Origin of the sequence: Enterobacter cloacae complex sp. 402C9 (assembly GCF_050030745.1) — a bacterium.
In the GTDB taxonomy this organism is placed as follows: Bacteria; Pseudomonadota; Gammaproteobacteria; order Enterobacterales; family Enterobacteriaceae; genus Enterobacter; species Enterobacter intestinihominis.
On the sequence record NZ_JBLGUW010000001.1, the window covers coordinates 2641822 to 2667458 of the forward strand.

Here is a 25637-nt window from a genome sequence, read left to right on the forward strand (position 1 = left end):
AATTACCCCGCATCCTTCAGTTCAAAATGGCCGTTCTCAAGATCGACGTCGGTGCGAAAGAGAAACTCCAGCGGATACGGTACGCACCACAGGCGGCCTTTGATTTCGATAGACAGCACGTTGTGCAGATCTAATGAGGAGGTATCGGACACGCAGCGAACCTGAAGCCCCTGCGGCAGGATCCGCGGTTCAAAGTTAATAATCGCTTCGGTGAGCTTGCGCTGAATGTCGTGCCATTCGATATCGGACATTCTTTTCCCCGCCAGCGGCGCCACGCCAAAGTTAACGACAGAACGGCTCACCTGCGTCAGACCACTCAGATCGCTGGAGGCATCGTGGTTAATGGTGTTAAACAACCACTGTAAATCCCGCAGGACGTTACGACGCAGCGCGGCGTGGGTAATCAGATTACTGTTGGCGGACTCGCGTTTTTTTTCCGGATCGTTATCCGTCAGGCGATCCAGCAGTGACGGCTGCATTTTGTCGCGCGCCCCCACTTTCTCCTGTCTGCTGCGGGCCTGCCAGCCGCTGCGCAGCAGATCGCCTTCGCCAGCGGGATTACTCATCCGCGCCATCCGCGGCGAACGTCACCAGGCTCAGGGTGAGCAGCGGGCTTTCGCTTTGCTCACTCAGCCAGGCTTTCTGCCCCATGCCTTCATACAGGGTGCCGTCATCGTCGAGTGGAAGCCACTCGGTGGTGCGCCCCAGCTTAACGCTGTCTGGCGCTCCGTCAGCAAACGGATAACGCGCCGGGATCTGACACACCTGCTCGGTGCCGTCCGTGAGGCGGACCAGCGCATGACGCCACACCAGATCGGTCACGCTGTCCGGAGCCTGAAAACGGATCGTGTCGATGGCGCAGAACGGCACCCAGAAATAACGGCCATTGACCAGGGTTTCACACACCGGCCCCAGACGGGCATCGCCGTCCATCAGCCATTCAAAGGTGTGGCTCTCTTCATTCTCCAGCGTGACCTGCCCGCGGCTTGCCGGGGCCTGTTCGAGTGCCGCCAGGCGCAGCGTTTGCGCATGCCCTGCGCTTTCGGTCAGCGCCTGGGCTAACGTGGTCAGCCACGGCCACTGCGCCTCGGGCATTGCCGGTCGTACCTCTCCCGCGAACACGCGCGCCCGCTGCTGTTCACCCTGAATGGCCTGCTCCAGCAGCGTTACGGTTGGTTTTGCCTGCGGCTTCAGCGCCAGCCAGCTTTTCAGCTGGGTCAGGGCGCGCGCCCAGTTGCCGCTGAGGATCAGAAACTGCACAAACGCAGCGCGCAGATCGGCATCCGCCGGACGAGCTTTGATTTCGGCTTCCAGGCGAAGCAGCGCGTCGCTAATCGACTCACCCGCCAGACGTTGATAAAGCGTATTCATAGCCCCTCCTTAATTCGCCGCGCGCCAGGCGCCCACAGCCGGATCGCGTAGCTGCGGACGCAGCGTGTCAATCAGAACAACGTTCAGCTCCGCGCCCGGTGCAACCCATGCGCTCCAGATCTTCTTCACCTCTGCGATACGCGCCTGGAGTCTGGCGTCGTCGCTGGCGATCTCACGGGTGATTTCCACCGCCACCGTGCCGTTGCTCTTCCAGCCGTTCAGGGTGCTGTCGTACGGCAGGATCATCCAGCTCTGGTCGCTGTTCGGGGTGCTGAAGACCATGCGCTCTTTGTTGACGGAGGTGATCAGCGCCTTTTCAGGATCGACCGCGTTGTTCAGTCCCATCACCGGGAAGCCGTGAATGTAGGTGACCGGAATCGCTTTCTGCGTCCCGTTACGATTCTGCGTCACCACGGTGTGGCCGCTGAGCCAGCTGCCGTTGCCGCAGCGAGTGGTGTCGGAATCGGGAATAAACAGCGCTGGCGCGGAGGAACCGCCCTCCCAGAAGGTGCGCAGGTGGCAACCGTCCTGAAGGGTGAACTCCTGCCATGGCGTACGATCTGCCGCCACGGTGTGCGTCTCCGGATTCTGGTCAGGCGGTAGCAGCGCGCCTGAGGTGGTGGTCGTTGCCGCCGCCGTTTCCTGCTGTTTCACCACCAGCGCCCAGTCCTGCGCTTTAGCCGCTGTGCCCCGGGCAAGCGTCGTGCCTTCCGGATCGTTAAGCGACCAGTTCAGGGTATTCAGTTTGCTACACTGGTGCTCCAGCAGCGAGCCAAGGCGCGGCACGAAGTTTTCCAGCACCGAAACCTCTTTCTTGCCGTTCGCCACGATACGCAGCGCCACGTCCGCCTTACACCAACTTTGCGGCGTATTGTCTTTAATGTTGTCGATCCAGATATCCAGCTTCTGCGCAGGAGACTGCACGATGCGGAAGTTTTCAGCCTGTGCGGTGGTCGCCACCGTCAGAAGAGCCAAACCCGATAGCCAAAGTTTCATATCAATCCTTGTGTGTCTAATCAGTTCCGCAGGGAAGAAATTGTGCTGCGTCAGAGAGCGTATGCAGCAAAGTGATGTCCTGAGGGTTGCCCATCCACACCGCCACGGCGGTATAGTTATCCTGAGCATTGCCCTCCTGTTCAGCATTCTTTTGAATGATTTGGTTCATCAAGGTCAGCCACTCCTGTGGCGTATTGACCATGTGCAGCGACTGTTTCATCTGCTCTTCGCTGACGCCGTGCCAGAAACCGTCGGTGCAGAGTAAAAACGCATCACCGTCTTCAACCTGCACGACATCGCTGTAGCTCGCTTCCGGTCCGCCATTCTCAATACCCAGCGCCAGATACAGGAGGTTGCTGTTGAGATCGTCGGTCTGATGCCCGGCATCTTTCATCTGCTGCACCAGGCTGTGGTCGGTGGTGACGTGCCACAGCCAGCCGCGGCGAAACAGGTACAGGCGGCTGTCTCCGGCGTGCGCCCAGTAAGCCAGACGGTAATCCCTGTCGATAAACAGGCTGACCAGCGTGGTACCCATCCGGCGATAGTCCTGCACGGCCTGTTGTTCGCTGAGGATGGTGCGGTTCGCCGTTTGGACGTAGTCACGAATATGCTGCGCATTCAGGTGCTTGTCGCCGTCAAAGCGGGAAATAATGCTATTGCGGGCCAGCTCAGCGGCCACCTCGCCGCCCGGCAGGCCCGCAATGCCGTCACAGACGACAAAGCAGGCTGAACGTTCCCCGATGGTTTCTCCCGTCTGATCCTGGTTGCTGGCGCGCGTCCCCTGGCGGGAGAGAGAAGCCGTTGCGATATTCATTTTTCTTCCGATCCGCTTTGTGAGTCTTTGTACTGATTGACCTCCATGTCATAGGCATGGAGGAAGGCTTCGCCAAACAGGGTATGGAAGTCGTCCTCGATCTCGCCCGCCGTCTCGCCATAGCTGCGAACAAAATAATCCCACAGCGCGGCTTTACGGCTGCCCGGCAGCGCCAGGCGTGACGTCATTCCGTTCTGTTTCGCCTGCTCTTCCAGCTGTTCCGGGTTAAAGGATTGCAGCATGGCGGCGATAATGGCGCGGATACCGGAGATCATCCCCAGCTGGTGCGCCTGCAGATCGATCAGCGCATCACGCACCGATTTGGTCGGCGGCATAAAGCCCGGCATCGGCGTGCCGAACATCTGGATCAGGACCGTTTTACCGGTTGGCAGCAGCTTGAACGGGTTGTTGGCATCGTCGAGCACCATGGTCATATCGGCCTTCACCCCACGCTTGAGGATGGAGCGCGAGGAGAGCAGCGCCACGGTCCCCTGCGAGAACATGCCCAGGATCTGCCCCAGCTGACGCATATTTTCCCGGTCAAACTGCGGCACCGGCTGCATTTCGCTCAGGCCCATGCCCTCCAGCAGCGCCTCCAGCAGTTCGCCCTGAAGCACCTCGCCCCGCTCGCCGGTCTGCGCGGAGGCGGCAGGCGATGCAGCGTTTTTAACCGGGTCGATACGCAGGCGGCCTTTCGGCGCCTGCGCGTTGCTGCGCGCCACGGCCTGCGGTGTTGGCATGGTGAAGCCAGCGTAATCGGGACGCGCGGGCTCCTCTTCCGCGCGCGGCGCGTCCTGTGGTTCAGTCGGTTCCGGATCGAACAGCGGTGAGCTGGCAAGCGCATCCTCTTCCTGTGCGGCTTGCGCTTCAGGCTTTGGCTCCGGCTTATCAGCCACGATTTCATCCGGATGGGTTAACGGCGCGCCGCCCATCAGGCCAAGGGGGTCATCGTGACGCGCGGCAGGCGCGCTCGCCGACCCGCCAAACAGGGCTAACGGATCGAGTTCATCCGACGCCTCTTCCTTTGGCTGGGCAGGTTTGCTTTCGTCCGGCTGTACCAGCGTTGAAGGGGTGACATCGTCAAAGATGCTCTCTTTTTTAAACAACGCTTCATCGCTGAACAGCGTGTCCGGGTCCACGTTTTTACGTTCAAGCGACGGATCGGCATCGTTGAACATCGCCAGCGGGTCTTCGGCATTCCGCTCCGGGGCCGCAGGCTGGGAGAACGGGTCGTGGGAGGCCGCGGGCTGTGGCTTTGCCCGATTGCTGGAGATGCTGTCGGAGATGGAGAACTCCTGCATCAGGCTGTCCCAGATTTCCGACGGCACGGCCGTAGGTTCAGCTTTTCCGCGCGGCGCGGCGCTGGCCGGTTTCGGTTGTGCCGCCGGAGCAGGTGTCGCCGCTGGGCGCGCCTGCTGCATGCTGGCCGCCATGCGGCTTACGGGCTGGGTGTCATGAATGAGTTCGCTGACTTCAATGCGATAATCATCAATACCGAGAATATCCCCATCCTGAAGCTCAACCTGACGCCCACGCTCCAGCGGGATATCATTCAGTACCACGCGGGTAACGCTGCCGCGGTTCGTGACGCGGCATTCGCCACTGGCGTCGACGTGAACGATGGCCTGCAAACGCGAGATGGTGCGGTCATTATCCGGCAGCACCAGATTGTTATCCGTACCGCGCCCAATGGTGCCGCCCGGGGCATAAAAATCACAGCTGCTTTGCGGCGGCTGATGACCGGGTTTCGTAGAAATAATCGTGAATCGCATGGCGTATTCCTGCTGGTATGATTAGCGCTCAAACGCTGCCGCTCTCGGGGGTGAGAACGGCGGGGTTTGGGGGTTAAGGGCTGATTAAAGCTATTTGACTACATTCAGGAAAATAATGCCGATAAGCAGCCATAGCGTAAAAAGTAAGGCCTGAACTTTATAGCGTCGATGAAGTTTTAATATCCAGCCGATTCTCTCTTCCGGTAAAGCCTGAACGAATTTATAGGCATCATCCTGAACATTTCTGTCTTTGGTAAATTTCATCTTCACGCCTTTGCGAAGACGAACAAACCAGATTATTTTTTTGATAGTTCGCCAGCGAGCCAAAAAAAGATGCGTAATTTGTCACCAGATCGAGATCGTAGCCTTTTTGGCGATATTCAGAGAGAAGCCACTTATAATCTTACTCGTGTTTTTTAAAAAACCGAGAACTGTAAACATCCATGATTACAACGTTAATAAATAAAAGCACAAGAAACAATAACGTTATATTTGCCAGGCATAAAGATGACATGCTTTTAGGGACCTGTAGCAATCAATAAGAACAATAGAAGCATCAAAAAGACAACAAAAAGTGTCATCCTGTAAAACATTTTTATCCATGAGAAATCGTATATCGATGATACTAATGCCTCTGCCTCCGGAGGGAGATTTTTTTTGCTATTTTGCTTTGTGGCTTTTCCAGCCAAAATCCTTTTCATAAGGAACACACGATGCGCAAATCCGGGAAGACCAAGTTGTTCATAAAAAAGATAATCGTTTACATCTAAATATTGCTTATCACTCAAAATATGAAATGATTTTGATAGCTCCAGGGAATATTTACGATAAAAATAAAAATAAAAAAACAAAGAAGCAAACAGTCCTAAAAAAACCAATAAAAGCAATATTAAACGCAAATCTCCATACATTTATTCGTCCCCAGAAAAAATCAAGTTACTAATCCCTTCACCCAATTCAGCCCCTCCTTTAGTACCCATCCAGGCTCCCGCAGAAGTAGCGCCTAGTCCTACAACAATTCCACACACAAGGGCACCAGTACCCATCGTAGGTATTCCCATTGCACCGCAAAGAGCGCCAGTACCTAAAGACGCAGCCCAGGCTCCTCCCGCAGCACCAAGCGTACCTCCACCAAACTTACTATATTCAGTAACAGCAACTTTTCCACATTCATCTTCACGATCGACAGTACAGGCTTTATAAACATCATTAGAAGTATTCAAAAAAGAGAAACCTAGTGAGATCCAGCCCCCTGCTTTCATAATACTAGCCGCGCGAGAAGAGCGTACAATATAATCTGAATATCCAGGGATCGCGCCGATACCAACCGTACTCCATTCATGGACGATAGAGCGGCTTGATAAGTTCAATGCTTTTTTAATATTTTCGCAGGTTTGAATCTTAAGTGTTAGCTTGCTTACGTTATTTAATAAAGGTTTTAGCTGAGAGAATAACGCCCTTCTTTCCATATAAAACTGCTGACCAATTAAAGAACCTTGGGATATAAACTGATTCTGATAAGTCTTCTCAATTTTAATGAGTATATTTTCAATTTGCCTGAAATATTTCTCACCTAAATCACCAGCATTCCCAGCTAGTTTATCACCTAAAGAAGTCAATGCAGAAATATTGTCATAATTAGCGTGGAGATACTCTGCAACCGATGTGTTTAATGATGCTAGCGCATGGTTAATTTTCTGTTTTGCCCTGGAAAGAATACTCAGTTGCGATGACTGATTCGTGTTGTCTGGGTCAGCCACGATGAGTAACTGCCCTGGTTTCAACCAAGGTGTGTCATTGTTTATTTGCATAAAGTATCTAGCGGCTTCGCTATTGACATTATTAAACAATAATCGAGCTTGATAATCTAAAGTTCCAGGATGTTGGACCACACAGTAGCCCGGGCTAACGGTTGAACGATGTGTCATATTTAAACCCTTTAATCAACACACATAGTTGTCCAGAGTTTGCAGTGGTGAATTGTTTAATTATTTTATAATTAAATAAACATTCAAACGCCGATGCACTCTCGAAAACACCGAGGTTTGAAAATTATATCATTCACTTGCCGTTAAAAGTAACTCGCAACTTATACCTTTCTTTAATATTAACCGTGCAGCATATCGAATAGCAGTTTTTTCATTGACAATCTTCAATACAACATCATACTCACTTTTGCGCCAGTCAACCTCATTCAGACGAATACACTCCTCTGTAATCAAGATATGCATTGCTGGAAGTTGGTCATGAGAATTAATAGTTTTCCATTGATTACCAACGCGTTTCATTACAGATGGTGCGTAAACTGATACAGGCCCAATAAAATTTGAATCCAGCCTGATATCAAAACAAGGGATTTTGTTTTTTTAACGTAACAGAAAGTTTCTTATACTGTGCAGGTGGTGAAATGCAAGCACTACAGGCTAATGCGATTGATATTACGTTTAACTCTCTAATCATCATTCACCTGCAACATATTTGGAATCAATCATCATGACCGGGGAGGTTCCCCGGTCATGGATGAACAATTACGCTTCTTTGTTTTCTTTAATGTTCCAGCCAGCGCTGCTTTCAGCACCTTTACCACCGGCAGTGGTCTGCTCCCAGTACTGCTGTTTCACTTTCGCAGCCTGGAATGCATAGGTCACGCCAACGGTATCGCCGTTGTCTGCACCGGTGTACTGAACAGAGGTTACGAGAACGTCTTCCAGGGTGATGCGGGTGTATTCAACCTGCTGACCACCCGCTTTGCAGACGGACAGTTCAACTTTGGTCAGGTGTTTACCGCTTGCGCAGTGTTTCAGGATTGCTGTAGTGGATTTGTCGATCAGAGCGTTAACGTGCAGATCGTTAAAGTTAACTTTACCGGCACCGCCGCCGCCACCAACGCTCATATTACCCGGCTGGGACGCGCCCCAGGAGAAGGAGGTAATATCAGTCCAGCCGGTGTGGTTAGAATCTTTAGATTCGCCCGTAACACCCTCGACCTTCAGAAACATATCAATAGCCATAATATCTACTCTTCGTGGATGAACAATATTGCTTTCGAAAAAGCCCTTATATGGCAAACAGGAAAGCATGGGGCTGAATAAAACCGTCCATATTTTACCTCTGCCTCATATCAAACGACCCGTGTCATTTGACAGTCTTACATTCCCCCTGAATGAACGGAAAGAATGTGAAGTCTTTTACTACTGCGGATTATCCTGAATCCAGGTACGATCAGGATCGCCAATGATGAGCTGCGGAACCAGTTTATTCAGTTCGTCGCTATGATAAAGACGTAGACAATTTAAGGTTACGCCTTTTACATCAGGTTTGCGCTCCGAGTGGAAACCATTAATTTGGTTTTTATACTTCCCAATAATGGCGTTAACTTTGTCAGTACCGTTTTCAGCATCAAACGGTATCCATTCAATAAATGCACTCGCACTGCGGGCCGCATCAGCAGAAAATTGACTGCCTTTATCTGCAACCTGCGCAAGGCAGCGCGCCAGGACCAAATCTTTTACCACCTGCCGGTATGTTTGCTGCTGATAAAAATCAACGTAAGGGTTGTCACCGCGAGCAGAAAAAGATAAGCAAGTGAGCAAAAGAAATGCGGCCTTTAGAAACCTGAATATAATTATTTTAATTCCCAAAACCAGATTTCCTGACAGTACGGAAAGCAATCGGAGTTACATATAAACGAATTATTACTCAGAGGCTCGATAAGGTCGATATGACCACCCCCATACCCATCAATTTTATTGAAGAAAACAACACCTTTTCGGCCCAACATTGAGCGTGCACCAGCCTCGCGGTCTTTAAAGATTTCTGCCTTGCCAAACACATGGGATTTATAAAGCTGATCGGCAAGTAATTTTGCGCCAGGCTCGATTGTTTTTCCCTTATAGGGACCGGTCTTTATGGGTAAACGCCCTGTAAATTCAACATTGCATTTTAACAATGCCAGGCTCATTCTTACCGCACAGGTATTTTCGTATGCCGGTTGTTGCTTGATAATCGTCGAATAATCGTAGCCAATTTCTGAAAAAACCTGTTCACCCGAGGCAAAACCCGCGCGTGTGTGATTTGAAGAGTAATGCTGACGTTTAAGTTGTTCGTATAATGGTCTCATTTGTCACTCTCCTTTTTTGCACGGGCGTAATTCTTTCATGCCGTCAATGATGATTTTTGAAGCGCGCTCCTCGCCTTTCTGTTTCGATAAGTTCGCAAAACGAGAATAGAGAAACTCATGTATTGTATTTGGCAAAAAAGGCCTGCCCTTGCACCATGCAGTGCCCTCAGACGCGTCGACTACGCCGAGAAGATACATATTTGCCTTAATGCGTTCACGTTCATTCGTTTTCGACAGCCAGGCTTTAGCAAAACGCTCTGCACTCAGATTTAAATCGTACCCTGTTAACAGCGTCGGATCGCGTTGGAAGTTTGATGTGTCATCCTGAGGCAATGCTTCCGCTTGAGGGTATTTGTAATTTCCTGCCTCCGCGCTTGCGAGAGTAGAAACTGCCAGCAAACTGGTCGCGATCAAAAGTATATGTTTCACCGTCTATCCTTATTCACTGACAGAAACAAGCTAAGCTCTTCCGCTCAAATTGCCGGCCCCTTCGGGCCGGCAATCATCATTACGCGTCCTTCGTCTTCAGCGACGGCAGTTTAGATACCAGACGCAAGGAAACGGTCAGGCCTTCCAGCTGGTAGTGTGGACGCAGGAAGAACTTCGCGGCGTAGTAGCCCGGGTTGTCTTCAATTTCCTGCACCTGCACTTCCGCAGCCGCCAGCGGTTTGCGAGACTTGGTTTCCTGGGAGGAGTTAGCCGGGTCGCCGTCCACGTAGTTCATCACCCAGTCGTTCAGCCAGCGTTCCATCTCTTCGCGCTCGCGGAAGGAGCCGATTTTGTCGCGCACGATGCACTTCAGGTAGTGAGCAAAACGACAGCAGGCGAACAGGTAAGGCAGACGGGAGGCCAGGCGCGCGTTAGCGGTGGCATCCGGGTCGTGATACTCGGCCGGTTTTTGCAGGGACTGCGCGCCGATGAAGGCGGCGAAGTCGGAGTTTTTGCGGTGAACCAGCGGCATAAAGCCGTTTTTCGCCAGCTCGGCTTCACGACGATCGCTGATGGCGATCTCGGTCGGGCATTTCATGTCCACGCCGCCGTCATCGCTCGGGAAGGTGTGGCACGGCAGGTTTTCCACCGCCCCGCCGGACTCCACGCCGCGAATCGAGGTGCACCAGCCGTACTCTTTGAAGGAACGGTTGATGTTGGCGGCCATCGCGTAAGCCGCGTTCGCCCAGGAGTAGCTGTTGTGGTTTGCGCCGTCGGTCTGCTCTTCAAAGTCAAAGCTGTCGACCGGATTGGTGCGAATGCCGTACGGCAGACGCGACAGGAAGCGCGGCATGACCAGGCCCAGATAACGGGCATCTTCCGATTCACGCAGTGAACGCCAGGCGGCGTATTCGGTGTTCTGAAAGATTTTTGTCAGGTCGCGTGGGTTAGCCAGCTCCTGCCAGGACTCCATCTGCATCACGCCCGGCGCGGTGCCGGTGATGAACGGACAGTGGGCCGCAGAGCCGATGCGCGCCATCTCGCCCAGCAGCTCAACGTCCTGCGGGCTGTGGTCGAAGTAGTAGTCGCCTACGATGCAGCCAAACGGCTCGCCACCGAACTGGCCGTACTCCTGCTCGTAGATTTTTTTGAAGATCGGGCTCTGGTCCCAGCCCACGCCCTTGTAGCGCTTCAGGGTGCGGCCCAGCTCCTGCTTGGAGATGCTCATAAAGCGGATCTTCAGCATCTCGTCGGTTTCGGTGTTGTTCACCAGATAGCTCAGCCCGCGCCAGGCGCTCTCCAGCTTCTGGAACTCCTCGTGGTGAATGATCTGGTTCACCTGCTGTGAAAGCTGCTCGTCAATACCGGCAATCAGGTTCTGAATGGTGCGGTAGGTATCGTTTGAAAAGGTCACGGTGTTTTCCAGCGCCTGCTGCGCCAGGGTTTTTACCGCGCTTTCTACGGCAGAGCGCGCCTGATCGGTTTTCGGGCGGAACTCTTTATTCAGCAGCGCGCTGAACTCGTCCTGGCTGAAGGCCTGGCCCGCCTGCTGATCGTGTTGTTGGGTCTGGTTGCTCATCGATTATTCCTCGCTACCTTTTGCACTTTCGTCATTTTTTGGCATCTGGCTCAGGGATTTTAGCAGCGTCGGATCCTGAAGGATTTTTGCAATCAGCTCTTCCGCGCCGTTTTTGCCATCCATGTAGGTCAGCAGGTTAGAGAGCTGGGTGCGCGCTTCCAGCAGCTTGTTCAGCGGCTCAACCTTGCGGGCCACCGCGTCCGGCAGGAAGTCGTCCATACTGTCAAAGGTCAGATCGACGTTGAGCTTACCTTCGCCGGTCAGGGTGTTATCCACCTGGAACGCCACGCGCGGCTTCAGCGCCTTCATGCGTTCGTCGAAGTTGTCGATGTCGATTTCAAGGAACTTACGCTCGTCGACGGCTGGCAGGTTTTCCACCGGCTTGCCAACCAGATCGGCCATAACGCCCATCACAAACGGCAGCTGAATTTTGCGTTCTGCGCCGTAGATCTCTACGTCATATTCGATCTGCACGCGGGGAGCACGGTTGCGTGCGATGAATTTCTGTCCACTGTTACTCATTGCCATGATGTTCTCCATCAAAGATGCGCGGTGAAGGTGAAACGGCAGACTCCATGCCTGTCGTCATAATGCCAGGACGCGTCATTCGCGGCGTCCAAAGATGTTTTCCAGTTGGTTAACGCCGTCTGGCGCCAGGTCGCGAATAATGTCCATAAAGTTGAGTTCAGACAGCCGCTGCACCCGTTCAATCATCAGCGGTGCGGGGTGGCTGGGTTCGTACTGCGCAAAATACTGTTTCGCTTTTTCCAACATCAGCTGCGCGTCGGCGCGGCTGGTCACCTGCACGCTGCGCCAGTCCGTCACCTGCTGAACGGGCGACGCGGTCACCGGCTGCGGCTCGGCGTGCTGCTCAGCCTGCGCGTCACGGTTCGGCAGCAACTTGCTGATATCGGTCACCTGACAGGCGCTCGAAACCTGCCCGACGGTTTTCTGCAGCTGTTCCATCTCCGGTACGCCACTTTCCCCGAGATAGCCGGTAAGCAGTTCGCGGATGGCGAGCAGGCGTTCGTTGATCACGATTACCGCTTCGGTGCCGGGCTGATCGCCCCGGGCCAGCTCATCGATCAGTCGTGGACGACCGCCCGGATAATCCGGACACTCTGTTTTACTGCCGTCAAGCAGCGCCTGGGCGTCACGGAGCGAAATCTCATCGCCGTTAGAGCGGAGCAGTGAGGCGTTACGCACCGCGACCGTCAGGTCAGATTTATCGCTCAGCCCGGCGAGGGCGTTAATGCGGTAGAACGGATCGGTTTCGCCATACTCTTCCAGCAGCGGGTAAAGTTGCTCCCAGTAACGGGACAGGGCTTCCTGCACCAGCAGTAGCCCGTCGGCGTAACCTGCCAGCCCGCGACGACGCGTCCAGGCATGGGTTAACGCCAGCATGACGCGAAGATCTTTGGTGCGGCCCAGCAGGCTGGTGGCGAGTTTTTCCACCGTGTTCCAGTCGGCAGGCTCTGCCGGAATGATGGTGTCGCCAAACTGCTGTTCGGCTTTGCCCTGACTGGCCTGCCCCATGGCCTGGAAATCAGCGTCGTACTCCAGGTTTTCACCGCAGGGGTTATCGGGGCTTATCGGCGCGAGAAATTCATCGATATTCATAAGATCCCTGCTTATTCAAACATAGGCGGGTAAAGACCGTGGCGGCCCGGACGGGCGCCGCCTGCCGGATCGAACAGCAGCGTAAAGAGCTGCCCGGTGAAGTTTCCGCTGTGGACGTGGGTGTAAAGCGGATAGCCGTCGCAGCGGTTTGTCCACCAGTAGCTGGTCTGGCGCAGCGGATCAAAACACTCCGCCGCCTGCGGCCAGCCCAGCGTGCTCTGACCCTCGTCGTCATAGCCAATCACGTCGAGAATGTCGGAACGCTTTTGCGGCTCAACCGGCTGGGGCGCCGGGATGGTCATCAGCATTTCATCCAGCTGGGAGGCAGAATAGCTGTTACGCACCGCGTGCAGCCCCAGACGGCCAAGCTGCTGGTACCAGCTTTCAGCCTGCCCGAGCAGACGGGATGACCACTCGGTCGGGGTGAAACTCAGTTGCAGGCATACCGGATAGTGACGGCCTACGCTGTCACGGCCCGGCAGCAGGCAGCCCATCTGAATCATCTGGCTACCGAGCATCGGCGGGACGACAAAGTTCCACACCGGGGCTTTAGAAAACGGGCGCTCGCCGCTGCGCTGCTCTTCCTGTTGCCAGGCCAGCAGGCCGACCTGAAACCAGTGCGACCACTGGCGTTGCAGGGTATCCGGAAAGCGACGCTGCAAAAAATCTCCGGCGCTGGGTAATTTGCCATACCAGCTATAACGGTTCATCGCAGGGGTATTCGTCATACGGCTGTCCTTGCGGTTATGGGCATGAGAAACGGGGAAGCTGGAACGGGTTACGGATGCTGTTCGGGGCAAACTCCAGCGTGACCTGATGTCCGTCGACGTTGAAGGTCGCCTGACGGCTCAGGCTACCCGCGCCAGGACTGGTGCGCGCCTTGTCGAAAAAGCGGTTGAGCGCCCAGGAACCGTTGGTCACCAGCGTTGCGGTGCTGCCATTGGCAAGACCGAGCTGCATACGCACCTGGTTCGTCCCGCCCGGCCCCGGCCAGGTCATGATCTGCACCGCCTGCGGACCGTGGCTGTAGCGCAGCAGTTGGCCGTCCACGTCCAGCGTCAGGTTCAGAATGGTATTGTCCATACGCACGGTGCGCACCGTCACCTTGAAGGATGGCGTGGTCGCGCCGTTTGCGAAGAAGGCATCGCGGACAGACTGCGCCTGCTGGAACGGACGCAGCAGCCCTTCACTGCCCGGAAGCGTTTTACCGTCGATGCCCGGCATAAAGCGCCAGTTCGCCTGGGTGGTGTCCACCTTGTTGGTCAGGTTGTCGCGGAAAAAGGTGTCCATCAGTCCGGTGCCCGGCGCGAACATGCGGGCGAGATCGTCCGGCGTCACCTCGGTGCTGGCGCTGCGCACCAGCGGATAACGCCCGGCAATCGCCTGACGGCAGAACCCACCCACTTCCACGTTAATGCGCTTACGCACGTTCTCCAGATCGCGACGCTGAGTGTCGCTGCTGGCGCCGACGGCCATATTGCTGAACATGGTTTGCAGCCCGCCCGGCAGACGTCCCGCGCTGGCTTGCAGGCGGCTAATTGCATCGCCGCCCGGCGCAGGCATACCGCTGTTTGCTGCATCCTGAACGGCAGTCAGGTAGCGATAAAGCTCGTCAACCTGCTTGAGAAAATCATCAAAGACGATGGTCTTACCGCCCTTCTCCAGCGGCTGCGCCAGCTCAATCATCGGCGCATAGTGGTCGGTCACCAGTTGCTCAGGCGCCTGCGTCACAACCGCGCCCTGCGTCGGGGCATTGTCACCGTTGCTGAACAGCGCTTCCAGCGTGCGGGTGGCGCGGTTGCTTTGGTCTTCCGCTTTTTGCGCATCTTCCGGCGCAGGCGCAGTGCGCGACAGGGTCAGCACCTTGCTCAGGTTAAGTACCAGACGGCGCAGCGGCGAATTGGTGCCTGAAAGCAGGCGCGCGGTGTTGATACGCTGGGAAAGATCGGCGCTGTTGTTGAGCTGAATGTCAGCGAGAAAGCGATCCCAGTTAACGATAAAGTCGCGCATGTAGAGCTGACGCACGGCGTTGTCGATCTGCTGTTTATCTTCCTGGGCAGTGGTCGCTCCCAGTACCCAGGCATCGTCCTCGTGCAGGGCGGTGGTCACGCTGTCGATCTGGTCGTTGAAGCTTTTCCAGTAGCCGTCCGGCGTGTAGAGGCCCGGTACGCCCTCACTCACCGGCTTGCCGCTTTTGCGCGAAAACACCAGCTCGCTCTGCGGGCCGCCGAGATCAGAAAGCGAAACCGGCTTCAGGTTCTCATCATGCTCCAGCAGACGTTTCAGGCGCCCATATACGCGTGTTGAGAGCGGCTGCTGGTTGATCAGCGCCCTTTCACGGGCCACCAGATCCTCATCCTGCGCATACGGTGAAGCCTGAATTTTTGGCTCCAGCAGCTGCGTCAGGTGCCATTCCAGCTCCTGAAGCTGCGCCTGCGTCACGTTCTGCGGCAGGTTGCGTTGCAGGTTGAGCATCACCCACGAGTGCAGGAATTTACCGTCATAATGCTTAGGCTGGTAGAGCATCTGATAGGCTTTCAGCGCCTCATAGCTGTACTCCACGTCGCTGCCGTTGTCGTTGCGCAGCCAGGTGGTAATGTGCATCGCCACGGCGGGGAGCAGCATCTGATCCAGCGCCTTCTGATACAGAGACTGCGAGGCATCGCTGACGTCATCCCCGCGATAAAGCCCCATGCGGCGGGAAACCGGCGGGTTGTTAACGTCGAAGGCATCGCTTTTCGGCAGATCCACCAGGCTGTTAAGCAGCGGCAGAAGCGCAAACAGATCTCGCTGGGGCTGATTTTGCAGCGCCTTGCTCTGCTGCTCCAGCATCGGCACTTTTGCATCTACCTCTTCCAGATAAGCTTTATTTTTGGCGTAGCTGGTCAGCCACAGACCACCCAGGATCACCAGCAGGGCCAGCAGCGCCGCGTAGCCGGACCACATCACGGCGCGGTTGCGCAGCTCCCACCAGCGGTTTTCCCCGGCGATGCCCGCTTCCTGGAAAATCACGTTTTGCAGCAGATTTTTAATGAAGAAGCTTTGGCCCTTCGCGCCCGGGATCGGCGCCTCTTTGCTTACCGAATCCCAGCGCGTGCTTTCCTCCCCTTCAGGTAAGGAGAGCGCGCGGTTCAGCTCGCCCATCACGCGGTCAAACGGCATCCCTTCCTGGGTGCCGCTGGCAAAGTAGATGCCGCGCGGCGAAAATTCGGTTTCGAAGTTTGAGCGGGCAAAGACCGTGCTCAGGTAGTCTGCCAGCAGCGGACGCAGCGCGGCGAACTCCTGCGGGAAGAGATAGGCTTCCGCACGGGTTTTGGCGTCATGCTCTTTAAGCATGGTTTCCGGCAGGCCAGCATCCAGACGCTGTTGCAGCAGGGAAAATTCCTGCTGGAAGTTGCCCATCAGGTCGTAATCGGCGTGTTTGGTCTGCTCCCACGGCAGCGTAAAGCCCCAGATCTGATCGCGCTGGGCTTTGTCGTAATCCGCAAACCAGGCGCGGAAGCCTTTAAGCAGATCCGCTTTGGTCACCATCACATACACCGGGAAGCGAATACCCAGCTGTTCATGCAGCTCGGAGAGACGCTGGCGCAGGTTGACCGCCTGCTGGCGGGAGGCCTCAGCGGACTGCGAAAGCAGGTCGGAAATGCTGATGGTGATAATCACGCCGTTGATGGGCTGGCGACGGCGGTATTTACGCAGCAGGTTGATAAATTCCAGCCACTCCCCGGCGTCCTGAACCTGCTCGCTCTCCTGAGTGGTGTAGCGCCCCGCGGTATCCAGCAGAACCGCCTCGTTGGTAAACCACCAGTCACAGTTGCGCGTGCCGCCAATGCCGCGCAGCGCGGTTTTACCGAAGCGGTCCGCCAGCGGGAATTGCAGCCCGGAGTTGGCCAGCGCGGTGGTTTTACCTGAACCCGGCGCGCCAATAATGACGTACCACGGCAGCTGATAGAGGTACTGCGTACTGAAGCGCTGCGTCCACTGCGCGCCATGTCCCGCTTTGCTGAAGTGGGCTTTTTTCAGCATCTGGGCGGCTTCATCGAAACGCCCGGCAAGGATCTGCTCCTCGCTGTTCAGACGTTTCTGCGGATCGGCCGCCTCCGGGCTGGTGGTATTTTCGTTAAGCTTGTCCATCAGCTTACGGTTCAGCCAGGCGTTATACAGCCGCGGCAGAATGTGGCTCTGGGCCCAAATCAGGTAGACCACCGCAATGCTGATGACGCGGTTCTGCTCTGATTCAAGGGGCCGGGTGTCCACGATGGACAACAGCGGGCCAATCATCCAGATGACCGCCGCGAGTGCCGTTACGCCCAGGAAGCTCCACAGAATGCGATTGGTCAGTATAGAAAGTAGAGTAGTCAGCATCCTTAGTTTCCTTGCGGCAATCCGTTCAGCTCGGCCTGGGTATTGTCAGGCGATACCAGCAGCGTAATCTCCACGCGGCGGTTACGGGCGCGATTTTCAGGCGTCGTGTTAGGCGCTACCGGGTTGATCTCGCCCCGCCCTTCGGCTTTGACGCGCTCAGGCTGCGAGAGGCTACCCTGGAGCTGTTTTTGCACCGAACGGGCGCGCTCAAGCGAGAGTTCATAGTTAGAGGCGAAGCGTGCGCTGCGGATCGGCACGTTGTCGCTGTACCCCACCACCAGAATTTTGCCGCTGACGTTATTCATCGCCTGGGCGATGCGGTCGATGACCGGCTCATAGCGATCGCGCACCACCGTTGAGGCCGAGGCAAAGAGTCCGTCCCCTTTCAGGATCACCACGCTGCGATCCGCCTCATCCTTAACGGCCACCAGACCGGCATCAATTTCCGGTTTCAGGAAGCCGCGCAGGTTCAGTACCGCCGGCAGCTGGCGCGCAGGTTGCTGGATCGTGGTTTCCGGCAGTTGGGACTGGTAAATTTTCGCCAGCACCGGGCTGGTGTTATCACCGAGACGCCAGTTCAGCACGATATAGAACAGGCAGGCGATAAAGCCGACCAGCGCCACGCACGCCCAGAGTGGAATCATCGGCCGCCAGAGCTTGCGCAGAACGGGGCGATCTTCCGGGTGCGGCGAGAGCGGCGGCGGGTAGCTGCCGCGAACGCCACGGATCATCTGCCACAGGCGCTGTTTGATGGTTTCAAGCTGGGTCCGGCCATTGTCCAGTACGCGGTAGCGGCCTTCAAAGCCGAGCAGCAGACAGTAGTTGATCATCTCCAGCAGCAGAATGTGTTCGCGCGGATTCTGCGAAAGACGTGCCAGCAGCTGGAAAAACTTCTCGCCACCCCAGGTTTCGTTATGAAACGTCACCAGCAGACCATTGCTTGACCAGACGCCGCTGCTTCCCCAGGGGGTCAGAGCGGCGGCTTCGTCCAGCGCCGTGCAGAGGCAGTAGCGCGCGCCGACAATCACTTCATATGGTAAGCCCGCCTGCTGGCATCGCACCTCGAAACGGCGAATTTCGTCAATCAGGCGCTGGCGCAGCCCGACCTGATCGTCGTGGGAAACCGAATGACGGATTTGCGGAATCGCATTGAGCAGCGGATTGGCGGCCGCCACCAGCTGATTGTTCCCACTGGCTCCGGTAAACACGGCATCACTGCCGGTATCCTGTCGTTCCTGCATATTAAGCGCTCGCTTTATTATTCTGTCGGGCTACGGATGGCCCAGAACTCCATATCGAGACCCGGGAATTCCCCTGCGAGATGCAGCGCGAATGCCCCAGACTTGTCCATCTCGTGCCACAGTTCGCTGCCCCTCTCGAGCTCGAAATAGCTGTAGCCTGCATGCCACGGGATCTGCGGCGGCGCGACGGGCATTGCCCGAAGCATGATGCCCGGCAGCTGGAGCTGAACCAGATCGCGAATTTTCGAGACTGGCGCAACCTTCATCTGGGCAGGGAAATGGGTTTGCAGGTGTTCGCCGGGGACATTGGCTTTTACCGCCAGCACGAAGCCAAATTCGCGGACCATGCTGGTCTCCGGCACGGTGGCGATGTTAAGACCGTGAGAGCGTTCGTGCAGCGGCAGCTGGATGGCATGATCTTCCATGACCAGCGACAGCCCCTGACGCAGCATCAGCATCATTTTGCCGAAGCAAAGGGCGAGATCGTCATGGTCGTATACCGGCAGTACGCTCTCTGCGGTACGCTGCGGCGTCCAGGTGGCGAGTTCCGTGGCAAACGGCAGCCAGCTTCGCCAGAGCGCTTCAGGGTGAAGCAGCGGCAGCGTTTTTAAATGTGAGATGTCGCCAAGGTGGCGGTTGATCAGCGAAAGAAGCGTGAACTCAACCATCTCGGACGTATTGAAACGCCCCGGCTGGCGCAGGCGGCCGCCGATCTGCTGGCTACGCTGCACCAGCAAGCCGTGCAGGTCATTGATCATGCCGTACAGCTGCGGGCTGTTATTGGCGTTCAGCATTGGCGGGATGTAGCTGTTATCCAGCCGCACGTGGTTGTCGTTGCGCTTTTCAGCGACGCACGCCACGCCGATGGCGGTCCATTCTGCCGTCAGATCTTTCTCCAGCATCAGGGTCAGACGCAGGCGGCCAAACTGAACCGTCGCTTCCCCGACCGACATGGCGTTGTCGTCTTCTACCTCTTGTTCAAACGTAATAAAACGCGCCAGAGAAGAGTGCTCCTCGCTGAAAATCACCTCTTCACGTCCACCGCGACGAACCGGCAGCGCAAGCACCACCTTTTCATTGGTAAGATTATCGGGGATTTTTAGCGGGGCCGGACCGTTGCGGTCGCTGCGCACCTGGAAAAAGGTGCCGTCAGGCAGCAAACCGCTACAGTAGCTCAGGGCAATACAGCCCTGGCGAAGCATCGCTTCATCCAGCTCAAGGTCGAGAAAGCCCCAGAGATACGAACGCTGCAAGGCCCCCCACTCACGAACGTGGTTGAGGAGGTAACTTTCTGTCCGCTGAAAATGGTGGGGACGCAGGAACATGCCCTCGGTCCAGACGACCTTTTCTGCTTTCGTCATGATGATCTCTTTCCTGTTATGAAGGGCGTTACTGGCTGATGACCCGGATACCATTTACGTCAAGGAAGACGCTGGCCTGGAGTTCATCTGCGGACCATTTCCAGAACTGGTAAATCGCGTTTTCGCCGGGAACAGGCAAAGGAAGTGAGACGCGCCATTTTTTGCCGTCAAGCGCCTGGTATTCCGCCATTACGCCGATATAGCGCGCTTCCGGTGAGCTTTGACCGCTCAGTGTTTTCGAAAGCTGGCCCGGCATCAGGAAGAACACATCGCTGTTCAGCAGATTCGCGCCAAGCGTGGCTGACGCGTTGTTCTGTAAGGAGTAGAAGTCGCTGGACATGAAATCCGCATCAGATTTCAGCAGCAATACTCTGACCTTAAGCGGTGCAGAATCATTGATTTGAGGATGAGCCTGAAACTGAAGATTGTAGCGGGAGGGGTCGCTGTGTGAAGACGACGTACAACCACCGATCAGCGCGAGAATCAACGCAAAAAAAGGGAACCACATCCGATGGAAATTTTTATTATTCATAAAAATATGCTCGTGAAACCCGTTTAGTTCAGGATCCAGGTACCGTTCGCGCTGTCTTTGCAGGCTTTGCTGTTGCCATCGACATCAACACAGGTGGTTTTCTTGCGCGCTTTAGGGCGCAGTGCCTGTTTACGCACGGTGGCTTCGTACTGGTCGGCCTTGATCACGGCACGCATCGGCACGTAACCAATCAGCTGTTCACTCCCTTCATCGGCCAGCGCCATCCAGAAATGTTCAACCTGCCCAAGCACGACGTAAGTTTTTCCGGTCTCAAGCGTACGGATCACTTTTCCACCGTAGTCAGGACGGCTCATCAGGGATGCCGGGTACATAGCACGATACGGTTCATTCACCTGAGTGAACTCCGCCGGAGGGGTAACAGCGTGACGGTGCGTCAGCGTGATGCCATTAACCTGGCTGGTCACAATCGTATCATCGGTGATCGCTGGTTTTTGCGGCGCCTTACAGCCCGCCACCGCCATAACAAACAGAAGTGATAACAATACACGCAGTTTCATATGCTTTTCCGTAGCGATATTTAGAGGATGAAGAGAGGGGATAAAATTTGACTTAGGTGCTATTGTTAAAAATAGTCAGGTTTTTCCGGGGCGTTACTATTATTTGGGCATAGCTACCGCACGAGCCTTCGAGAATAAGGCCCAGCGTAATCCTGACATATTTTGACAAACGGTAAACAAGTTTACATGAGCTTATCGCCTTTTCAATATTTCCTTTTTCGCTACTGCTGATTCATGAGGCATTCGCCTCACTCTGAGATTAATCTGAAAAATAGAGAAATCGCGCAATTAACTGATTTAAAGACAAAAAAACCCAAAAGAGAACCATTATCACTAACGTAATACCACTATTTCTGCCACTACCATAATTAGTAGAACGGAGAATTTTTCAGTTGCATATGAATATATCTCACACGAATTATTTGTTGTATCGATAGCAAATCGTCAATACTCAGGACGATGTCCCATCAAATTAAGAAAACACAGTAAGGATGAAAAAATTAATTTCACGCCGCAAATTAACTTTATGCTCTCCCCCCTTCTTAAGATAATTTTCTTTCGTCTGGGCCGTATGAATAATTAAGCCTGACTACACTCTTGCTCGCCAAAGCATTGCTCAAAATATAACCCACCCTTCCCAGGTAATGAATAAAGACGCTGCTTTCGACAGGCGAACTTCATTTGGCATTTTACCGTCACTACACTATTGCTTGCTTTCCACCACTCCGACGATTTATTACAAACATGATGAAAATTTGTTATGAGTTCTTTGTTTTCCCGCACCATAGCTTACAGGCCGAGCGGTAAAAACAGGTTAAGTAGGTATCAAAATATGTGCCGGTGCCGACATCGGGGTTGACCATAACCGTGCTCGGTAACTGTCAACGTCCTCCACTTGACTTATATTGTAAGAAAGGTACTTTTCAGGACATGAAGAAGATCCTGATAATTGTTCCTGATGGTGGCATGTTGTTTGAAGCCGCCGGTATAGCCGACATTCTGATGCAGGCCAACCGTCTGCACCCGGACGGTCTGGCGCAGCCCCGCTACCGCATCATTATTGCCACTACCCAGCCTCACCTGGTGATCCATGGCCAGTCCGGCTTAAATCTGCTGGCGGACTATCGCCTGCCGGAGCTGGATCCGCGCGAGCCGCTGGACACGATTATCATCACCGGCCGTGGCATGAATGAGCAGGAAAGCACTGCGGTGGTGGACTGGCTGCACCTGGCCGCGCCGCATGCGGGACGCGTCGCCTCTGTCTGCGGCGGGGCCCTGCTGCTGGCACAGGCCGGACTGCTCGATGGGCGCCGGGCAACGACCCACTGGCGGCTTCTGGAAACGTTGAAAACCCGCTATCCTGCGGTCAACGTTGAGGGCGGCCCGCTCTATGTTCAGGATGGTCCCGTCTGGACGTCCGGCGGCGTCAGTTCCGGGTTTGATCTGACACTGGCGCTGGTAGAGGATGATTACGGCTTCACCCTCGCCCGCAACGTGGCGCAGGATATGGTGATGTACCTGCGTCGGCCTGGCGGCCAGCTACAGTTCAGCCGCTATAATCTGGAGCAGTCCGGCGCGACCGGACCGGTTAGCGAACTGCAAAGCTGGATCCTGCAAAACCTCACCGCAGATTTGTGCGTCGAAAGGCTGGCCGAACGGGTCGCCATGAGTCCGCGCAATTTCACCCGCGTGTTCACGCGTGACGTCGGTGTACCTCCGGCCCGTTATGTCACCGAAGCGCGCCTGGCCGCCGCACGACAGCTTCTGGAGCAGACCCCGTATCCGCTTGAGGTCATTGCCGAAAAAAGCGGGTTTGGGACCAGCATCAACCTGCGCCGCGTTTTTGAAAAGCAGCTTCATCTCACGCCGGGCGAATATCGCCAGCGCTTCCACTGCCGCAGAATGGCGTAATCTGATCCTTTTTTGTCATTTACGCCAACCGACCTGACACCTACAGTAACTCCAGACAACACAGATAAGGAGTGCATCATGGTTAAGGTCGGTATTAACGGTTTCGGCCGTATCGGACGTAATGTCCTGCGCGCGGCGCTGGGCAATCCGGATCTCCAGATTGTGGCCATTAACGATCTGACGGACAGTAAAACCCTCGCCCATCTGCTGAAATATGACTCTCTGCTTGGCACGCTACCGGTACCTGTGGAAGCGGCGGACGGCGCGCTACAGGTTGACGGGCAACGCATCACCGTATTCAGTGAACGCGACCCGGCAAACATTCCGTGGAAAGACGCTGACGTTGAGGTGGTAATCGAAGCCACCGGTTTCTTCACCGAACGTGATAAAGCGGCGGTGCATATCACGAGCGGCGGCGCAAAACGCGTCATTATTTCCGCCCCGGCTAAAAATGATGATCTTACGGTGGTAATGGGCGTGAACCACACGCTGTACGATCCGGCCCAGCATTTTGTGGTCAGTAACGGGAGTTGCACCACTAACGGTCTGGCGCCAGCGGCGCAGGTGCTGCACCAGCAGTTTGGCATTGAACACGGGCTGATGAACACCACGCATGCCTACACCAACAGCCAGGCGCTGCATGACCAGCCAGAAAAAGATCTACGCGGCGCGCGTGCGGCAGCATTATCGATTGTGCCTTATTCCAGCGGCGCGGCAAAAGCGCTCGGGAAAGTAATCCCCGAACTGGACGGTAAACTCACCGGGTATTCCCTGCGCGTGCCGGTGCCAGTGGTGTCGATTGTCGATCTGACGGTGACGCTGAGCCGCAACGTGACCGCTGAAGAGGTGAATGACGCGTTCCGTCAGGCTGCCGGTAGCGGGCCGCTGAAAGGCATCCTGGGCTACAGCGATGAACCGCTTGTCTCCAGTGATTATCAGGGCGACCCGCGCTCATCCATTATCGACGGGCTTTCAACGCTGGTGATTGGCGGGAATATGGTGAAGATCCTGTCGTGGTATGACAACGAGTGGGGCTTCTCAAACCGTCTGGTGGATTTGGCGGTGCTGATGGATAAAAAAGGGTTGTAGGGCTTAAGCCGGGTGGCGTGAAGCTTACCCGGCTTTTCCGTGGTGTGGTTAAAAATTAAGTAATTCAACCCTGGTGTAGTGAAAGCGCACCCGAATTATCTGGTTATGCGAAAAATGGGACATTCAACACGCGAAGTTATCGATATTCGTCTAAGGTTTTCAGGTAATTGACAACAGCGGTCACGCTGCTCAGCGAAGACAGGAGACGAACCGATGATAAGACCTCGCGCACGACGCCCCGCTTTTTTACCCCTTGCGTTGGCAGGCGCACTACTCGGTGTTACCGCATTTGGTTATGCTGAAGACCAGCCAACGAGCCAGCAAAGCTCACCTGATATTCTTCTTGGCCCCCTCTTTAATGACGTTCAGAGCGCCAAACTGTTCCCGGATCAGAAAACTTTCGCGGATGCCGTTCCCAAAAGCGACCCGCTGATGATCCTGGCGGATTACCGGATGCAGCATACCCAGTCCGGTTTTGACCTGCGTCACTTCGTGGAGATGAACTTTATCCTGCCGAAGGAGGGTGAGAAATATGTTCCCCCTGAGGGCCAGAGCCTGCGCGAACACATAGACGATCTGTGGCCAGTGCTGACCCGCACCACCGACAAAGCGAACAAATGGGACTCCCTCCTGCCTCTGCCAAAACCTTATGTCGTGCCGGGAGGACGCTTCCGCGAAGTCTATTACTGGGACAGCTATTTCACCATGCTGGGGCTGGCCGAGAGCGGCCACTGGGATAAGATCGGCGACATGGTGGACAACTTCGCATACGAGCTTGATACCTGGGGCCATATCCCTAACGGTAACCGCAGTTACTACCTGAGCCGCTCTCAGCCGCCGTTCTTTTCTTTGATGGTGGAACTGTTGGCCACGCATGACAGCGACGCGTTGAAGAAATACCGTCCGCAGATGGAGAAGGAGTATGCCTACTGGATGGAGGGGGCTGCTGGGCTCCAGCCTGGTCAGGCAAACAAACGCGTAGTGAAGCTGGATGACGGCTCCCTCCTCAACCGCTACTGGGACGATCTGGACACGCCACGCCCTGAGTCGTGGCTGGATGACGTGACCACCGCCAAAAATAACCCTAACCGTCCGGCCACCGAGATTTACCGTGATCTGCGCTCTGCCGCGGCCTCGGGCTGGGATTTCAGCTCCCGCTGGATGGACGATCCCCAGAAGCTGGGTACCATCCGCACCACCAGCATCGTGCCGGTGGATCTGAATGCGCTGATGTTTAAGATGGAAAAACTGCTGGCCCGTGCCAGCCAGGAAGACGGGGATACCGCAAGCGCAAGTAAATATGACGCGCTGGCCTCCGCACGTCAGAAAGCCATGGAGAGCCACCTGTGGAACGATAAAGAGGGCTGGTATGCGGATTACGATCTGAAAACCAGGAAGGTGCGTAATCAGCTGACTGCCGCGGCCCTCTTCCCGCTGTATGTGAAGGCCGCATCACAGGATCGCGCCGATAAAGTGGCCGCAGCCGCATCGTCGCGCCTGCTGAAACCGGGCGGTATTTCTACCACCACCATCAACAGCGGGCAGCAGTGGGATGCGCCGAACGGCTGGGCGCCGTTGCAGTGGGTAGCGGTGGAAGGGTTGCAGAACTATGGTCAGCAGAAAGTGGCGATGGACGTGACCTGGCGTTTCCTGAAAAACGTTCAGCATACCTACGATCGCGAGAAGAAACTGGTTGAGAAGTACGATGTCTCTTCGACAGGTACCGGCGGTGGCGGCGGTGAGTATCCGTTGCAGGACGGTTTCGGCTGGAGTAACGGTGTGACGCTCAGGATGCTGGACATGGTCTGCCCGAAAGAGAAGCCGTGCGACAGCGTACCGGAGAATCAGCCTGCGGCAAACGATGATGTTGCACCTGCTAAACAGGCGGCGCAGTAGCGCCCCTCACCCTAACCCTCTCC

General features: G+C 55.3%; 25 protein-coding genes. 3 read left to right on the plus strand and 22 right to left on the minus strand.

What is annotated here, in order from left to right; translation table 11 throughout:
- Window positions 1-2: 2 nt before the first annotated feature.
- The 22 genes from tssE to ACQG1K_RS12700 form a co-directional block, all read right to left on the minus strand.
- Window positions 3-566, minus strand: coding sequence for a type VI secretion system baseplate subunit TssE (gene tssE / locus ACQG1K_RS12595; protein WP_015570336.1), 564 nt, complete (start codon window positions 564-566; stop codon window positions 3-5).
- On the minus strand, window positions 559-1371 hold the full coding sequence (locus tag ACQG1K_RS12600; protein WP_058677558.1) for a type VI secretion system accessory protein TagJ: 813 nt from the start codon (window positions 1369-1371) through the stop codon (window positions 559-561). Before ACQG1K_RS12600 ends, tssE begins: the two co-directional genes overlap by 8 nt.
- A gap of 9 nt (window positions 1372-1380) precedes the next feature.
- Window positions 1381-2367, minus strand: coding sequence for a hypothetical protein (locus ACQG1K_RS12605; RefSeq protein WP_367074360.1), 987 nt, complete (start codon window positions 2365-2367; stop codon window positions 1381-1383).
- 16 nt (window positions 2368-2383) lie between these two features.
- Window positions 2384-3181, minus strand: a complete 798-nt coding sequence (locus ACQG1K_RS12610) for a PP2C family protein-serine/threonine phosphatase (RefSeq protein WP_367074358.1) — start codon at window positions 3179-3181, stop codon at window positions 2384-2386.
- Window positions 3178-4953, minus strand: a complete 1776-nt coding sequence (gene tagH / locus ACQG1K_RS12615; RefSeq protein WP_032624080.1) for a type VI secretion system-associated FHA domain protein TagH — start codon at window positions 4951-4953, stop codon at window positions 3178-3180. Before tagH ends, ACQG1K_RS12610 begins: the two co-directional genes overlap by 4 nt.
- Before the next feature lie 90 nt (window positions 4954-5043).
- Entirely contained in the window at window positions 5044-5217 is a 174-nt protein-coding gene (locus tag ACQG1K_RS12620; protein ID WP_225648634.1) for a hypothetical protein, read from the minus strand.
- Between the two features lie 254 nt (window positions 5218-5471).
- Entirely contained in the window at window positions 5472-5864 is a 393-nt protein-coding gene (locus tag ACQG1K_RS12625; RefSeq protein WP_367074356.1) for a hypothetical protein, read from the minus strand.
- Window positions 5865-6881, minus strand: coding sequence for a hypothetical protein (locus ACQG1K_RS12630; protein ID WP_367074354.1), 1017 nt, complete (start codon window positions 6879-6881; stop codon window positions 5865-5867).
- Window positions 6882-7010: 129 nt separating this feature from the next.
- Window positions 7011-7241 (minus strand): hypothetical protein, encoded by a 231-nt coding sequence (locus ACQG1K_RS12635; protein WP_123906481.1) that lies wholly within the window; start codon window positions 7239-7241, stop codon window positions 7011-7013.
- A gap of 240 nt (window positions 7242-7481) precedes the next feature.
- Window positions 7482-7964, minus strand: coding sequence for an Hcp family type VI secretion system effector (locus ACQG1K_RS12640; RefSeq protein WP_014884229.1), 483 nt, complete (start codon window positions 7962-7964; stop codon window positions 7482-7484).
- 180 nt (window positions 7965-8144) lie between these two features.
- A complete protein-coding gene (locus ACQG1K_RS12645) occupies window positions 8145-8594 on the minus strand; it encodes a T6SS amidase immunity protein Tai4 family protein (protein WP_063147830.1) in 450 nt (149 codons plus the stop codon).
- A complete protein-coding gene (locus ACQG1K_RS12650) occupies window positions 8579-9073 on the minus strand; it encodes a T6SS effector amidase Tae4 family protein (RefSeq protein WP_022648411.1) in 495 nt (164 codons plus the stop codon). The genes ACQG1K_RS12645 and ACQG1K_RS12650 overlap by 16 nt, the downstream gene beginning before the upstream one ends.
- A 3-nt stretch (window positions 9074-9076) precedes the next feature.
- The gene (locus ACQG1K_RS12655) at window positions 9077-9502 is read right to left on the minus strand and encodes a Rap1a/Tai family immunity protein (RefSeq protein ID WP_032624078.1); all 426 of its coding nucleotides are present in this window, start codon (window positions 9500-9502) and stop codon (window positions 9077-9079) included.
- A 79-nt stretch (window positions 9503-9581) separates the two neighbouring features.
- Complete coding sequence (tssC, locus tag ACQG1K_RS12660; protein WP_006810956.1) at window positions 9582-11081, minus strand: type VI secretion system contractile sheath large subunit; 1500 nt, start codon at window positions 11079-11081, stop codon at window positions 9582-9584.
- Window positions 11082-11084: 3 nt separating this feature from the next.
- Window positions 11085-11609, minus strand: a complete 525-nt coding sequence (tssB, locus tag ACQG1K_RS12665) for a type VI secretion system contractile sheath small subunit (protein ID WP_022648413.1) — start codon at window positions 11607-11609, stop codon at window positions 11085-11087.
- Between the two features lie 75 nt (window positions 11610-11684).
- A complete protein-coding gene (tssA, locus tag ACQG1K_RS12670) occupies window positions 11685-12701 on the minus strand; it encodes a type VI secretion system protein TssA (protein ID WP_426720847.1) in 1017 nt (338 codons plus the stop codon).
- Between the two features lie 11 nt (window positions 12702-12712).
- On the minus strand, window positions 12713-13429 hold the full coding sequence (gene tagF, locus ACQG1K_RS12675) for a type VI secretion system-associated protein TagF (RefSeq protein WP_045308303.1): 717 nt from the start codon (window positions 13427-13429) through the stop codon (window positions 12713-12715).
- Window positions 13430-13445: 16 nt separating this feature from the next.
- The gene (gene tssM, locus ACQG1K_RS12680; protein ID WP_023306458.1) at window positions 13446-17066 is read right to left on the minus strand and encodes a type VI secretion system membrane subunit TssM; all 3621 of its coding nucleotides are present in this window, start codon (window positions 17064-17066) and stop codon (window positions 13446-13448) included.
- A 2-nt stretch (window positions 17067-17068) separates the two neighbouring features.
- On the minus strand, window positions 17069-18307 hold the full coding sequence (locus ACQG1K_RS12685) for a DotU family type VI secretion system protein (protein ID WP_003859963.1): 1239 nt from the start codon (window positions 18305-18307) through the stop codon (window positions 17069-17071).
- A 17-nt stretch (window positions 18308-18324) separates the two neighbouring features.
- A complete protein-coding gene (tssK, locus tag ACQG1K_RS12690) occupies window positions 18325-19668 on the minus strand; it encodes a type VI secretion system baseplate subunit TssK (protein WP_023300335.1) in 1344 nt (447 codons plus the stop codon).
- 28 nt (window positions 19669-19696) lie between these two features.
- A complete protein-coding gene (tssJ, locus tag ACQG1K_RS12695; protein WP_022648418.1) occupies window positions 19697-20200 on the minus strand; it encodes a type VI secretion system lipoprotein TssJ in 504 nt (167 codons plus the stop codon).
- Between the two features lie 23 nt (window positions 20201-20223).
- Entirely contained in the window at window positions 20224-20718 is a 495-nt protein-coding gene (locus tag ACQG1K_RS12700; protein WP_006810964.1) for a hypothetical protein, read from the minus strand.
- A gap of 930 nt (window positions 20719-21648) precedes the next feature.
- Between ACQG1K_RS12700 and ACQG1K_RS12705 the strand changes: the two genes are divergently transcribed.
- From ACQG1K_RS12705 to ACQG1K_RS12715, 3 genes are all read left to right on the plus strand, one after another.
- Complete coding sequence (locus ACQG1K_RS12705) at window positions 21649-22629, plus strand: GlxA family transcriptional regulator (RefSeq protein WP_022648419.1); 981 nt, start codon at window positions 21649-21651, stop codon at window positions 22627-22629.
- A 78-nt stretch (window positions 22630-22707) separates the two neighbouring features.
- Entirely contained in the window at window positions 22708-23718 is a 1011-nt protein-coding gene (gene gap / locus ACQG1K_RS12710) for a type I glyceraldehyde-3-phosphate dehydrogenase (protein WP_023306461.1), read from the plus strand.
- Window positions 23719-23931: 213 nt separating this feature from the next.
- On the plus strand, window positions 23932-25614 hold the full coding sequence (locus tag ACQG1K_RS12715; RefSeq protein ID WP_367074346.1) for an alpha,alpha-trehalase: 1683 nt from the start codon (window positions 23932-23934) through the stop codon (window positions 25612-25614).
- Window positions 25615-25637: the final 23 nt, after the last annotated feature.